Genomic DNA, 13274 nt, shown 5'->3' with positions numbered 1-13274 from the left:
TTCGCATTAGATTAAGTGGGAAGCATCACACTGTGAATCGTTTCAATTGCATTTAGTTACACTCTATTTACAATCACAAATTGATAATTACGATTCATTTATAAGGATTTAAAATGAAACTTGCCGCTCTAATCTTACCTTTTGCATTGCTTACGACGTCAGCTCAAGCTGCAGATACTCAATGTTTAAGCGACAAATACAGTCAATATGTAGATGCATCTTTAACTTGGTATCAAGAGCTCATTGCCATTACCGTGAAAAAAGATCCAAACCTACAAAGTGTTGGTGACTGGTTCCTTGAAGGACGCAAACATCACTTTGAATTGAACCGTGCTGCGGTGAATTACTATCTTGAAAATGCACCTGAAAAGGTTAAAACAAATCAATCAATAGAATCGTGGTTACAACTTTCTCAAAAAGAAGTGAAAGAATTAGCAAGCCATGATGACGAGCTAGGTAAAATCGCCAAAACAACGTTTGATGACCGTCAATCTCAACCTCATAAACAAAATTATGAATTACGTTCTGCTTTTGCAGACATCTTAAGTCATCCAAAAACAATTGATGCACCACTGAAAGCCTACAATCAAAAAATGAGTGAGATCAGTATTATTAAATGCCAATAATATTGATTAATTTATCACCATTCATTCATTTTTGGTGGTAAATCCCCCCTTCAAGGCTCAATGAGGCACATTTTACACAAGACATTTTCGTCATTTTGTTCTAAATTGTGCCCTCAGAGCCTGTAAAGAATCATTCTCTTTACTTTTCAATCATCAACAAATAGAACAGATACCATGGTAACAGACAACAAAACAGCAGATGCGAGCTTTGAAAGCCTGCTGCGAATTTTTACTGTTCCGGAAGCTCCCGATTCGACTCTTGGAATAATTGAAAAAGAACTTTCACAGAACTTAAATCAATTTTTGAGAGAGCATATTGTTGCCGAAGAAAAGCCATTGACGGAAATCGAAAAAGATTTTACCGATTCATCAATGCCTGAATCGCCAACCTATGTATCCGAACATACTGAGCACCTGTTAGATACCCTTGTATCTCAATCCGTTCATACCTCTGCACCAAGCTTTATTGGCCACATGACATCGGCATTGCCTTACTTTTTAATGCCACTTTCAAAAATCATGATTGCCCTAAACCAAAACTTGGTAAAAATTGAAACATCAAAAGCATTTACCCCGTTAGAGCGTCAAGTGCTTGGTATGTTGCACCGTCTAATTTTCGGTCAAAAAGACAGTTTCTATCAACACTGGATGCACAGTGCTGATCATTCTCTGGGTGCTTTTTGTTCAGGCGGCACCATTGCCAATATTACAGCGTTATGGGTTGCAAGAAATCGCCTATTAAAACCAGAAGGTGATTTTGAAGGTATTGCCAAACAAGGACTTTTTGCCGCTCTTATGCATTATAAGTGCAATGGGTTAGCTATTTTCGTTTCAGAACGTGGTCACTACTCACTCAAAAAAGCAGCCGATGTATTAGGGATTGGTCAAGATGGTGTTATTGCCGTAAAAACTGACAACAACAACCGTGTTTGCCTTGATGATTTAGAGCTTAAAATTTCCCAAGCAAAAGCGAAAAACATTAAGCCACTAGCTATTGTTGGTGTTGCAGGTACCACAGAAACAGGTTCAATTGACCCACTGCGTGAGTTAGCAAACGTTGCTCAACGTGAAGGATGTCATTTCCATGTGGATGCCGCTTGGGGCGGTGCAACGTTAATGTCGAATACGTACCGACACCTTTTAGATGGTATTGATTTAGCCGATTCCGTAACGATTGATGCACACAAACAACTATACGTACCAATGGGTGCTGGTATGGTTATTTTTAAAGATCCTGAGTTAATGTCTTCTATCCAGCATCATGCTGAGTACATTCTTCGTAAAGGGTCTAAAGATTTAGGTCGTCACACACTTGAAGGTTCTCGAAGTGGTATGGCGATGTTGCTTTATTCTTGTTTCAACGTGATCAGTCGCCCTGGTTATGAATTATTAATCAACCAAAGTATTGAAAAAGCACACTACTTCGCTGATTTAATTCAACAGCAAGATGACTTTGAACTGATAACAGAACCTGAGCTGTGTTTGCTGACTTATCGTTATGTTCCAAGTAATGTAAAAGCGGCACTGGCCATTGCGACTGACGAGCAAAAGCTTGAGATTTATGAACACTTGGATAATCTCACCAAGTACATTCAAAAAACGCAACGTGAAACTGGGAAATCTTTTGTTTCTCGAACTCGATTAACACCTGAAGCTTATCAGCATCAACCAACCATCGTTTTCAGAGTCGTATTGGCAAACCCATTAACAACAAAAGAAATACTGCAAAATGTCTTAATTGAGCAAAGAGAAATTGCGAGCAGCAGTGAAATATCTTTACCTCTTTTAAACCAAATTGTAGACAACATTCTTCACTAACCCCCTCATATAGGTTGTTTTATGAATGTAAAACAACCTATTTTTTTGTAATTCATTTCCTTTCTAACTGAAACTTAATCACGAAATTATCGATAAAATTTTAGTTTTGTCGTATTTACACCGAAAAAACACTTTCTAAATTGAAAGTGTTTTTAGAGATCTGTCATATTATTGTTATTAAAATACAATCAACAAGGCCAATTGTTAGAGGCTAAGTAAACAAACGTATATACTTATTCAAACAGATAATCTTAACCAAAGTGTCTTTTCAAATCACTCTGGTTAAGGTTATATCAAATTAAAAATGTAGAAGAGCGCATATGAATACCATTGAGAAAATACAAAATAATTTAGATAACTTCAGCAAATCAGAGCGCAAAGTAGCTGAAGTAATTATGGCCTCACCTCAAACAGCAATTCATTCAAGTATTGCCACTTTAGCTAAAATGGCTGACGTTAGTGAGCCAACGGTAAACCGTTTTTGCCGTCGATTAGATACAAAAGGCTTCCCAGACTTTAAACTTCACCTTGCACAAAGCCTTGCCAATGGTACTCCTTATGTAAACCGTAATGTTGAAGAAAACGATGGTCCAGATGCATATACGCATAAGATCTTCGAATCAACAATGGCATGTCTTGATGTAGCTAAAAATAGCTTAGATCCAATGCAGGTAAACCGTGCAGTTGACCTTCTAACACAAGCGAAAAAAATCTCTTTCTTTGGTCTAGGTGCATCAGCTTCTGTAGCGCACGATGCCATGAACAAATTTTTCCGATTTAACATCCCTATCGCTTGTTTTGATGACATCGTGATGCAACGCATGAGCTGCATCAATAGCACAGAGAATGATGTAGTCGTGTTAATCTCACACACAGGTCGCACTAAAAGCTTGGTTGAAATCGCAGAGCTTGCTAAATCAAACGGCGCAACGGTTATTGCGATTACTGCAAAGGATTCACCTCTTGAAAAAATGGCATCTTTAGCTATTTGTTTAGATGTGCCGGAAGATACTGACGTATATATGCCAATGGCAAGTCGTGTTGTTCAAATGACCGTTATTGATGTTCTAGCAACTGGCTTCACATTACGCCGTGGTGTTGGTTTTAGAGATAATCTGAAACGAGTTAAAGAAGCACTTAAAGATTCTCGCTACGGAAAAGATGAACGTTACCAATAGGTTTTACCTATCAATCTAAAAGGTATAATCATCTTTACTTAATCCATATTGATAGGCATAGTTAACCTATTGATTGCGAACCATATCCGCTAATAATTTTTGGAGAAAGCTATGTTTGTTGTTATTTTTGGTCGTCCTGGTTGTCCATTCTGTGTTCGAGCTAAAGAGCACGCTGAAACGCTAACTGAAAAACGTGATGATTTTAAATTCCGCTACGTTGATATTCACGCTGAAGGTATCTCAAAAGCAGACTTAGAAAAGACAGTAGGTAAACCAGTTGAAACGGTTCCTCAAATCTTTATCGATGAAAAACACATTGGCGGCTGTACTGAATTTGAAGCGTACGCAAAAGAAAATTTAGGTCTTTTTGATTAATTTCAAATAGCTAATTTATAAAATTAAATCACCGCTCCCAAACGGTGATTTTTTTTTGATTTTATTTCTAAATATGGTTATACATTCGCCATTTTTAAGTTAGACTTACGTCACACTTTCTTACTCCATATTTCAGGCAAAATACAGTGAACATTGATGTTGCGACATTGTTATCGCAAAACGATATCTTACTTTTATTCGTTGTTCTCGCTCTTGGCTTATTCATAGCTAAACTTAGGATTGGTAGTTTTCAACTAGGCAGTTCTATTGGTGTTCTTATCACCGCCCTCTTTATGGGAAGTCTTGGTTATACTTTTACCGCTGACTCTCTCAATATTGGCTTTATGCTATTTATCTTTTGTGTTGGTATCGAGGCTGGACCAAACTTCTTTGGTATCTTCCTACGAGATGGCAAACACTACCTTTTACTTGTACTTGTTGTATTAGTCTCAGCTGTTTCACTCAGTTTTTTAACAGGGCACTACTTCGGTTTAGACTATGGTTTATCTACAGGTATGATGGCAGGCGCATTAACAGCAACGCCTGTATTAGTGGGTGCAAAAGATGCATTAAATTCTGGTTTAGCAGCCCTGCCTGAAGGTGTCGACTTTAGTAAGGTAATTGACAATTTAAGTGTCGGTTATGCTTTCTCATATTTAATCGGTTTAACTAGCCTTATCCTTTTGGCTCGTTTACTTCCGAAATTGCAAAAACAGAATCTACAAGACAGTGCAATGCAAATTGCTCAAGAACGTGGAATAGGAAGTGCTGGCCAGAGAAAAGTATACCTACCAATCATTCGAGCTTATCGTGTTGGCCAAGAGCTAATCGATTGGACTGATGGTAAAAACTTACGTGAACTAGGTATTCACCGCCAAACAGGCTGTCACATTGAACGTATTCGTCGTAACGGTATTTTAGCAAACCCCGATGGTGACTACATTTTGCAACAAGGTGATGAAATTGCACTTGTAGGTTATCCAGATAGCCATGCTCGTCTCGATTCAAGCTTTAGAAACGGGAAAGAAGTATTTGACCGTAACTTATTAGATTTACGCATTGCAGAAGAAGAGATCGTAGTTAAAAGCGATAATATCGCTGGTAAACGCCTGTCAGAATTAAACCTTTCTGAATACGGCTGTTTCCTTAACCGTGTGGTTCGTGCACAAATTGAAATGCCAATTGAACACGATATCGTATTAGCGAAAGGTGACATTCTTCAAGTGAGTGGTGAAAAAAGCAAAGTTCATTACCTAGCTGACAAAATTGGATTTATCTCTATTCATAGCCAAGTATCTGATTTATTAGCCTTCTGTAGCTTCTTTATCCTTGGCATCATGTTCGGGATGATCACCATGAGCTTTGGCCAAGTTACATTTGGTTTAGGTAATGCCGTTGGTCTATTGATTTCAGGTATCACATTAGGTTTCTTAAGAGCAAACCACCCAACTTTTGGTTATGTACCACAAGGGCTCTAAACATGACCAAAAACCTTGGTTTATTAGTGTTCATGGTGGGTATTGGATTAAGTGCTGGTGGCAATATTAATGAATACTTCTCTGAAGATGGCTTAAAAGTACTTGCTGCTGCATTTATTGTCAGCGTGATCCCAGTAATTTTAGCCTACCTTGTTGGTGCCTATATTCTTAATATGAACCGTGCTTTATTGATTGGTGCAATTATCGGTGCTCGTACTTGTGGTCCAGCAATGGACGTAGTTAACGAACACGCACGCAGCACCATCCCAGCACTGGGTTACGCAGGTACGTATGCGATTGCCAATATCTTAATGACCGTTGCCGGCACCATTATGATACTCCTGGCATAATACGAACCCATTTATTGGAACCAATAAAAAACCCCAGAATGAACATTCACTCTGGGGTTTTCTTTTCTCTTTTGTTTACTGATTAGATATCAGCAACATCAAAGTTTACTTCAGGGTTAACATCAGCGTCGTAATCAACACCATCAACACCAAAGCCAAATAGTTTTAAGAACTCTTCTTTGTACTCAACATAGTCAGTTAGATCTTTTAGGTTCTCAGTAGTTACTTGAGGCCATAGATCACGACAGTGTTGTTGAATATCTTCACGAAGTTCCCAGTCATCTAAACGTAGACGGTTTTTCTCATCAACTTCTGCAGCTGAACCATCTGCTTTATATAGACGTTGACTAAACATACGTAGAATTTGCTCTTGGCAACCTTCGTGTACGCCTTCTTCACGCATTTTCTTGAATACCATTGCGATGTACAGTGGCATAACAGGAATTGCAGAACTTGCTTGTGTTACTACAGATTTTAGTACTGCTACGTTTGCTGTACCACCTGTCGCAGATAGTTTCTCGTTTAGCGCTGTTGCTGCACGATCTAAATCCATCTTAGCTTGACCTAGAGCACCATCCCAGTAGATTGGCCATGTTAGCTCAGTACCGATGTAGCTATATGCAACGGTTTTACAACCATCAGCTAGAACGCCAGCTTCTGATAATGCGTTAATCCACAGTTCCCAGTCTTCGCCACCCATTACAGTAACAGTATCTTTGATCTCTTGTTCTGTTGCAGGCTCAACTGATGCTTCAATGATTGCATCTTTGTTTGTATCTACCGCTGTTGCTGTGTAAGTTTCGCCGATAGGTTTCAGTGAAGAACGGATCACTTCACCTGTTTCAGGCATTTTACGTACAGGTGATGCTAATGAGTAAACAACCATATCGATTTGACCTAAATCTTCTTTAATTAGATCAATCGTTTTTTGTTTTGCTTCATTAGAGAAAGCATCGCCATTTAAACTTTTAGAGTATAAACCTTCTTCTTTTGCAAATTTGTCAAAAGCCGCAGAGTTATACCAACCAGCTGTACCTGGTTTTTTCTCTGTACCCGCTTTTTCAAAAAATACGCCGATGGTTGATGCACCACCACCAAAAGCAGCTGTAATACGAGAAGATAGACCGTAGCCACTTGAAGAACCAACAACTAATACACGTTTTGGTGCGTTAGCAATTGGGCCTTGAGCTTTAGTTAATGCGATTTGCTCTTTTACGTTTTGCTCACAACCAACAGGGTGAGTGGTTGTACAAATGAATCCACGAATTCTAGGTTTGATGATCATGTTCAACTTTCCTTCTAATAATTACCTTGTAGGATAAAAGGTTCTTCTCCAGTTCGCATCCCATTTATGACAATTTTTGTCAAAATAGTGAGTGGTTGGAGGTGTGAAAATGGTTTTTATAAAAAAAATGGAATTATCTTCACTTTTTTTGAACTATTGGAAAAAGCGGCAGTCTGAATTTATGTTCATAATTCCACTGCTTTTTCTTGATATATTCAAGAAGCCCGTTATCTCGCTAATTTTAGCATTATAGGTAACGGGTTTTTCTTTATCTGGACCACTATTTCTTACAGATAAGCACCCAAAAAATAATTTAAAAAAAATCGAATATTTATTGAACTAAGAGAAAGATCGCTAGTCTGATTTTATACCCGTTGATGATGAATTCTAAAATTTAGCAGGCCGCCAAGTTTTATCTTATCAACTATAGCTTTTTCATAATTCCTTATATTCCTTTTGCCCATTCAATTTATTGTTTGGGCTTTTTTTTGTCCAAAAAAATACCCCGCTATTTGCGAGGTATTTATCAAAACTTATTTTAAGATAACAGGTTTATGCTGCTTTCTTTGGTAATGAGATGCTTAACAACGCATAGCCAACAACCGCTGCAAATGTCGAGCCCATCAAGATACCTAAGCGAGCCAGTTTATCAAACTCTGGGTTCACACCACCAAATGCCAGTGATGAGATAAAGATGGACATAGTAAAGCCGATACCACACAGCACTGATACAGCAAAAATATGCTTCATGTTTACGCCTGTTGGTAGTTTTGCTACACCAGACTTAACAGCAAGGTAACTAAAGCTGAAGATACCTAGAGGCTTACCAAGGAACAGACCTAAAGCAACACCTAGAGGTAATGTTGTCGTCAAACTATCAAGTGACACACCTTCTAGTGAGATACCAGCATTAGCAAAAGCGAACACAGGAAGGATAGCAAACGCAACATAAGGGTGTAATGCATGTTCCATGTGTTTTAGTGGTGAACGCTCACCTTTATTGCCTTTAAGAGGGATAGCAAAACCAAGAACCACACCAGCTAACGTTGCGTGAACACCTGATTGCAGTACGCTCACCCACAGGATAAAACCAACCAATAAATACCAGCGGATCTTTGTTACATGTTTTGCATTCAGTAAGAACAGTAAACCTGTCATTACAAAACCAATTACAAGAGCAAGAACAGATAGATCACTTGTGTAGAAGAAAGCGATAATAACAACAACGCCTAAATCATCAATAATAGCTAGAGCAAGTAAGAACACTTTTAAGCTAACAGGAACTCGATTACCAAGAAGCGCCATGATACCTAATGCAAACGCAATATCTGTTGCCGCAGGAATAGCCCAACCAGATAGAGCTTCAGGATCGCCCATATTAAATGCAACGTAAACTAAAGCTGGCGCTAACATACCACCTACCGCTGCAATTGCAGGGAAGATAGCGGTTTCTTTTGATTTTAACGCACCTTCTAATAATTCTCTTTTTACTTCTAATCCGATCAATAGGAAGAAAACAGCCATTAGGCCGTCATTAATCCAATGTGATACTGACATTCCACCGATATAAGAATGTAAAAATGTATCGTACATTGGTGCTAATGAAGAGTTTGCAATCATCATAGCAATCGCAGCTGCGATCACTAACAGAATCCCACCGGCAGATTCTAATTTGAAAAAATTCTTAATAACATCACTCATAAGATGTCCTTGCTTATAATTATGGTTTACTGAAAAACGAATAAGAAAAGTCTACCCGTTGATCAATATCAAGAATAATCGCTTGTTCAGAGCTTACACATCGGAAAATCCGAAGTGTTAAGCGTTTTACAGCGCTTTATTCGCATCGTCTATATTCAATTCAATTAATATCCAGCTAATTGCATGAATCCAGAAGCTTGATGTGAACCCGTTGTTGTTATTGGTCCTTGCCAATAAGGAATAAATGCGTCTAACCACTGTTCATTTCTCATTACTTGAGTGGTTAAATTAATATCGTATTTTGGAATATTTATAATCCATTGTAGCGGCACTTTTCGACCATTTTTTAGTTGGCGAGCAGGCAAAGTTTGTAAAGTGAGATCTTCTTCACTAAGTAACGTATAGCTGCCATTTTTTCTCAATAAAGCGCCAAATTGGTATGGTGGATGATCTTGGTATCGATATTGTGTCACTATCAGTTTAGTCTGATTATCCAAATTAATAGCAAACCAATCTCTGCCGTACTGATTTTCATCAAAAAAGCCACTCGCCCACTCATGCTCTAATAAGCCTTGTCCTGTAATCGTATAAGTTTGATTATCAAAGGTAACGCTGCCGCGCACAGCAATAAAAGGCTCTATGTATTCATAAGAAGCGATAGGAAGAAAATCGTGTTTCTTTAAATAACCCTTTTCACCCATTAGAACAGGGAACGTATTAGAATTAAGGGATAGCTTTAAAGAGAAATCATCAGAAGATGCTGCTAATCGTCCTGGAAATGGTGTTCTACCTAAACTTCTCCACTCCCAGTCATCAATCCAAACTCGGTATGGACGTTGACTTACTCCTACCTGTCCAATACCACCACGAGCTAAGCGTTCAGCAAACCATTTACCATTTTTCGTTGTTATCACAACCTTAGCAATATACAAACTAGGATCTAACCATCCCTTAGTTTCTCTATCATCGTTAGAAACCCTAAACATACTCCACTGTATACCAATCGCATCACCATTTTGATTTTTGGCATTCACCGTCATTAGCCATTTTTCATGCTGATATTCGGGGTGTTCTTGATAATCTTTAGGAAAAACGATGGGAGTATCAGGTAAAACGGGTTCAAAAAAAGCCCCATCCGTATGAGAAAAAATGGTGCTTGCTTCCCCGTTTCTTTCTACGTTTACCTGCTGCCAATTAAAATAATAAGCGAGAGCACAACCTAAAATAGCAATCAAAATCAGCGCTGATATTATCAAGCTACTGTTCTTTTTATTTTGGTTTTGCATTACAAAGATTCCCTTAATGAAGTAATGGCTTGTCGCTTTGTTACTCTCCAAATGGTTCCAGCACCAGCAACAGTTAAAGCCAGTAAAGTCCATAAGAACGTGATGGTATACTCTTTAGGGAAGTAATGGATTTCCATTGTCCAACCAAAAGCATATTTCATAACAATATCAATCAATAACTGTGACAAAATCAGTCCTAATGGCAACGCAATAAGAATGGTAAATAAGCCAATAACCAGCAACTGTAAGCCACCAAGCAGCACCAACTCTTTGCCAGACAGACCTAAACATCGCAATAATGCAGTTTGTCTTTGTCGTGATATTTCACCAACCAATGTGGCAAAAAACAGACCAAAGACAGCAATAACTAACGTCAGATTACCAAGGGTTCCCGTAACAATAAATGTTCTATCAAACACACGCATTGCCTGTATTTGAATATTATTATTATCGCTAACCTGCTCTGCAGATAATCGATACTGTTTTAATACTCGCCCAATTAATTCGGTTCTTTTTGATTGATCAGTTAGTACAACCCCAATCCCGGTTTTACCCTGACCACCAAACGCCTTTAACCACGTCCCATGAGAGAGCAACAATTGGTTATACGGATTTCCGTAATCATAATACACACCAGAAATCTGCCAATTGTTTCCCATAGGAGCAGGAAGATCGATGTAATCACCCGGTTTTAAGTCCCATTTCAATGACATGGATTCACTGATTAATACATTGCGTCCATGATGAAGCGAATACCAGTAATCAGGAATCGCCACTTTCATGGTTAACGCATTTTTCTCACCCTCAGTAGAACCAGTACTGATGATCTCTAAATTGCCGAATTCTGTTTGATAATCAATCTTCCACTGACGCCACACAGATTTCACTTCAGGTTGTTTTTCTAACCAATAACTAATTCGTCCAGCTGACGCTTTACTTGGTTCAATATAGATATCAGCAGCCAAACGTTGCTCTAACCAATTGTTAGTGGTTGCTCTAAAGCTGCCAACCATGGTTTCCACGCCAATATTAGATGCTAGCGCAAGCATAAATGCCATTGCCGCTACACCACGATAACTTAAGCTTGCTGCTGAATCAGAGAAGAACCAACGTGCTTTTGCTGATGGCAACGTATAAGAAAGCCAATCAAAAAACTTCCAAATAATAAACGGGGTTAACAACCCAATACTTATCATTAAGAAGCCAATCAGCATAAACCCATTTCTGTGACTATGAGGTAATAAATTTATCAGATAAGCAGCAACCAAAATCACACAAGCGATGATAGCTTGAACTTCAAACTCTTTACCTGCAAAACGTGCTAAAGATAGACGAGCAGTTAAGCGAATTGGCTCAATAGTTAAAAGACGGTACAACGGCCAACCACAAGCTAATACACACCCTAATACGGCCATTAGCAGACTTTGATAACTCCAATCCCAACTCCATGAGATTAATAAATCCACTTCAGCGTTATACAACGAATACAAACTATTCGAAACCGTCGGCATTAATTCATTTGCCAACAATAAGCCAAAAAAGTTACCACTTATCCAGCCAATAATGATCCAAATGATCACTTCGAGGCTCATGGCCATAATCAATTCTTTAGTTGATACACCAATTTGACGTAGCGTCCCAACCAACGGCTGTCTCTGCACAAAAGAGAGCGACATAGCTTGATAGAAAATAAAGAGACCAACGATAAAAGAAAGCATCCCCATCGCTAATAAATTGGTATGAAACGCATTGGTCAGCGCCGTTAAGCCAGATTCTTTATGGGTTTCAAGCTGCAATCCACGAGGAAGCATTCGCTCTAAACGCTCTTTTTTTTGCTCTGACATTGCTCCGCATAAAATGACATTAAAGCCCGCTTTATGGCCTAGCATCTTAGTCAGTGCAATATCTGAAAACAGTCGAGAGCCCGCCAAGCGATTTTGTTTATCAACAATAACAGGGCCAATATTGGATTGGTTTTTTAACTCAATATAATCGCCATCTTTTAAGCTAAAATACGAAGCTAGCGGCTTACTGATCAATACGGGAACGGAGGACGCATTAAAGACAACATATTGTCCGTGTTTGCTAAGTTCCCTGATGAAATCTGCATTAACGCAATAGGATCGATACCAACCATTGAGATATCAATCTTTTCATTGGTTTCTAAATGCAAGGTTTGTATAGGCATGCAAGAGGTGTAGCCAGCCCGACGTAAATTAATATAAAACGCCTGAGGGATAACAACATTATCTTGAATAGAGCGAATACGATTAGGAAAAGGATTTGAGAAAAGCTTTTCGCCTTCGCTATAACTGACTTTAGCGTGATGGTTTATCGCGAGAACACCAACAAGTAAAGCAACTCCGAGTGTTAAACCAAGCCACACTAAAAAGATTTGCAACGGATGTTTACGGTAGTGTCCAAGAAGCGCTTTAGCTACCGGAAATAACATTCAGTAAGCCTCCCTGAAGTTTAACCAAACCATCCATATGCTCTGCCACTTTCTCACTGTGAGTCACCAATAAAAGTGTGCAATGAAGATCACGAGATAATCGTGTTAACAAACGCATTACTGCTTCAGCATTTTTTTCATCGAGGCTACCGGTTGGCTCATCCGCAAGTAATAATTTTGGTTCCATATACAGAGCTCGAGCAATCGCAGCTCGTTGCTGTTGTCCACCAGAAATTTCTTCAGGATAACGACCAAGTAGAGGCATAAGATCAAGAGCTGAGATAATTTGACGCCATAACGCATCATCGTCTCTTAACCCTTTAAGTTGGCGACAAAAACGAATGTTATCTGCCACGCTTAACGTAGGAAGAAGGTTAAACTGTTGAAATACTAAGCCAATATTGTTTCTACGGTAAGAAGTTCGAGAACTTTGTTCAGGGGCGTGCATTGAAAAACCAGCGATACTAATTTCACCACTGTCTACACTATCTAGGCCTGCGATAAGATTTAAGAGGGTGCTTTTTCCTGAGCCACTTTCGCCCATTAATGCTATCTGAGCTCCTTGCTCAATTGTTAATTCTGCCCCTTGAAGGATTGGATGAAACTCGCCACCATCCAAATAACCTTTATTCAGGTTTGTCAGCTTTAACATATCCCCTCTCAAAAGATGTATTGTGATATCGGTAACAGAATCTACACTATTCCCCTTACTTCTTAAAGCTTTT

8 protein-coding genes and 2 pseudogenes are annotated in these 13274 nt (G+C 38.8%); 5 read left to right on the top strand and 5 right to left on the bottom strand.

The features are described from left to right. The first annotated feature begins 113 nt into the window (after positions 1 to 113). The 5 genes and pseudogenes from AAFX60_004780 to AAFX60_004760 all read left to right on the top strand — a co-directional run bounded on the left by AAFX60_004780 (position 114) and on the right by AAFX60_004760 (position 5825). Positions 114 to 626 carry a hypothetical protein gene (locus tag AAFX60_004780; GenBank protein ID XDF78470.1) on the top strand — a complete coding sequence of 171 codons (513 nt, stop codon included), beginning with the start codon at positions 114 to 116 and terminating at the stop codon, positions 624 to 626. Between the two features lie 174 nt (positions 627 to 800). Next, positions 801 to 2444, top strand: coding sequence for a pyridoxal-dependent aspartate 1-decarboxylase PanP (gene panP, locus AAFX60_004775; GenBank protein XDF78469.1), 1644 nt, complete (start codon positions 801 to 803; stop codon positions 2442 to 2444). Positions 2445 to 2764: 320 nt separating this feature from the next. Beyond that, positions 2765 to 3622, top strand: a complete 858-nt coding sequence (locus AAFX60_004770) for a MurR/RpiR family transcriptional regulator (GenBank protein ID XDF78468.1) — start codon at positions 2765 to 2767, stop codon at positions 3620 to 3622. Positions 3623 to 3733: 111 nt separating this feature from the next. Further along, a complete protein-coding gene (locus tag AAFX60_004765; protein XDF78467.1) occupies positions 3734 to 3997 on the top strand; it encodes a GrxA family glutaredoxin in 264 nt (87 codons plus the stop codon). Positions 3998 to 4143: 146 nt separating this feature from the next. Then, positions 4144 to 5825, top strand: a pseudogene (locus AAFX60_004760) (aspartate:alanine antiporter). An 82-nt stretch (positions 5826 to 5907) separates the two neighbouring features. Here AAFX60_004760 and fabV read toward each other — a convergent pair. The 5 genes and pseudogenes from fabV to AAFX60_004735 form a co-directional block, all read right to left on the bottom strand. Beyond that, positions 5908 to 7110, bottom strand: a complete 1203-nt coding sequence (gene fabV, locus AAFX60_004755; GenBank protein XDF78466.1) for an enoyl-ACP reductase FabV — start codon at positions 7108 to 7110, stop codon at positions 5908 to 5910. 552 nt (positions 7111 to 7662) lie between these two features. Beyond that, on the bottom strand, positions 7663 to 8811 hold the full coding sequence (nhaA, locus tag AAFX60_004750) for a Na+/H+ antiporter NhaA (protein XDF78465.1): 1149 nt from the start codon (positions 8809 to 8811) through the stop codon (positions 7663 to 7665). Between the two features lie 164 nt (positions 8812 to 8975). Then, positions 8976 to 10097 carry a lipocalin-like domain-containing protein gene (locus tag AAFX60_004745; protein XDF78464.1) on the bottom strand — a complete coding sequence of 374 codons (1122 nt, stop codon included), beginning with the start codon at positions 10095 to 10097 and terminating at the stop codon, positions 8976 to 8978. Beyond that, a pseudogene (locus tag AAFX60_004740) lies at positions 10097 to 12549 on the bottom strand (FtsX-like permease family protein). The gene AAFX60_004745 and the pseudogene AAFX60_004740 overlap by 1 nt, the downstream one beginning before the upstream one ends. Then, entirely contained in the window at positions 12530 to 13201 is a 672-nt protein-coding gene (locus tag AAFX60_004735; protein ID XDF78463.1) for an ABC transporter ATP-binding protein, read from the bottom strand. The pseudogene AAFX60_004740 and the gene AAFX60_004735 overlap by 20 nt, the downstream one beginning before the upstream one ends. Positions 13202 to 13274 lie beyond the last annotated feature (73 nt).

Origin of the sequence: Aliivibrio fischeri (assembly GCA_038993745.2) — a bacterium.
GTDB classification, from domain to species: Bacteria; Pseudomonadota; Gammaproteobacteria; order Enterobacterales; family Vibrionaceae; genus Aliivibrio; species Aliivibrio fischeri_B.
Note: the sequence above shows the minus strand (reverse complement) of the source record. Positions and strands in the feature narration are given on the sequence as shown.

Coding starts and splice junctions, on each gene's coding strand:
- nhaA (XDF78465.1), bottom strand. CDS start 8,811: ATGAGTGATGTTATTAAGAATTTTTTCAAATTAGAATCTGCCGGTGGG.
- AAFX60_004735 (XDF78463.1), bottom strand. CDS start 13,201: ATGTTAAAGCTGACAAACCTGAATAAAGGTTATTTGGATGGTGGCGAG.
- AAFX60_004765 (XDF78467.1), top strand. CDS start 3,734: ATGTTTGTTGTTATTTTTGGTCGTCCTGGTTGTCCATTCTGTGTTCGA.
- AAFX60_004780 (XDF78470.1), top strand. CDS start 114: ATGAAACTTGCCGCTCTAATCTTACCTTTTGCATTGCTTACGACGTCA.
- AAFX60_004770 (XDF78468.1), top strand. CDS start 2,765: ATGAATACCATTGAGAAAATACAAAATAATTTAGATAACTTCAGCAAA.
- AAFX60_004745 (XDF78464.1), bottom strand. CDS start 10,097: ATGCAAAACCAAAATAAAAAGAACAGTAGCTTGATAATATCAGCGCTG.
- fabV (XDF78466.1), bottom strand. CDS start 7,110: ATGATCATCAAACCTAGAATTCGTGGATTCATTTGTACAACCACTCAC.
- panP (XDF78469.1), top strand. CDS start 801: ATGGTAACAGACAACAAAACAGCAGATGCGAGCTTTGAAAGCCTGCTG.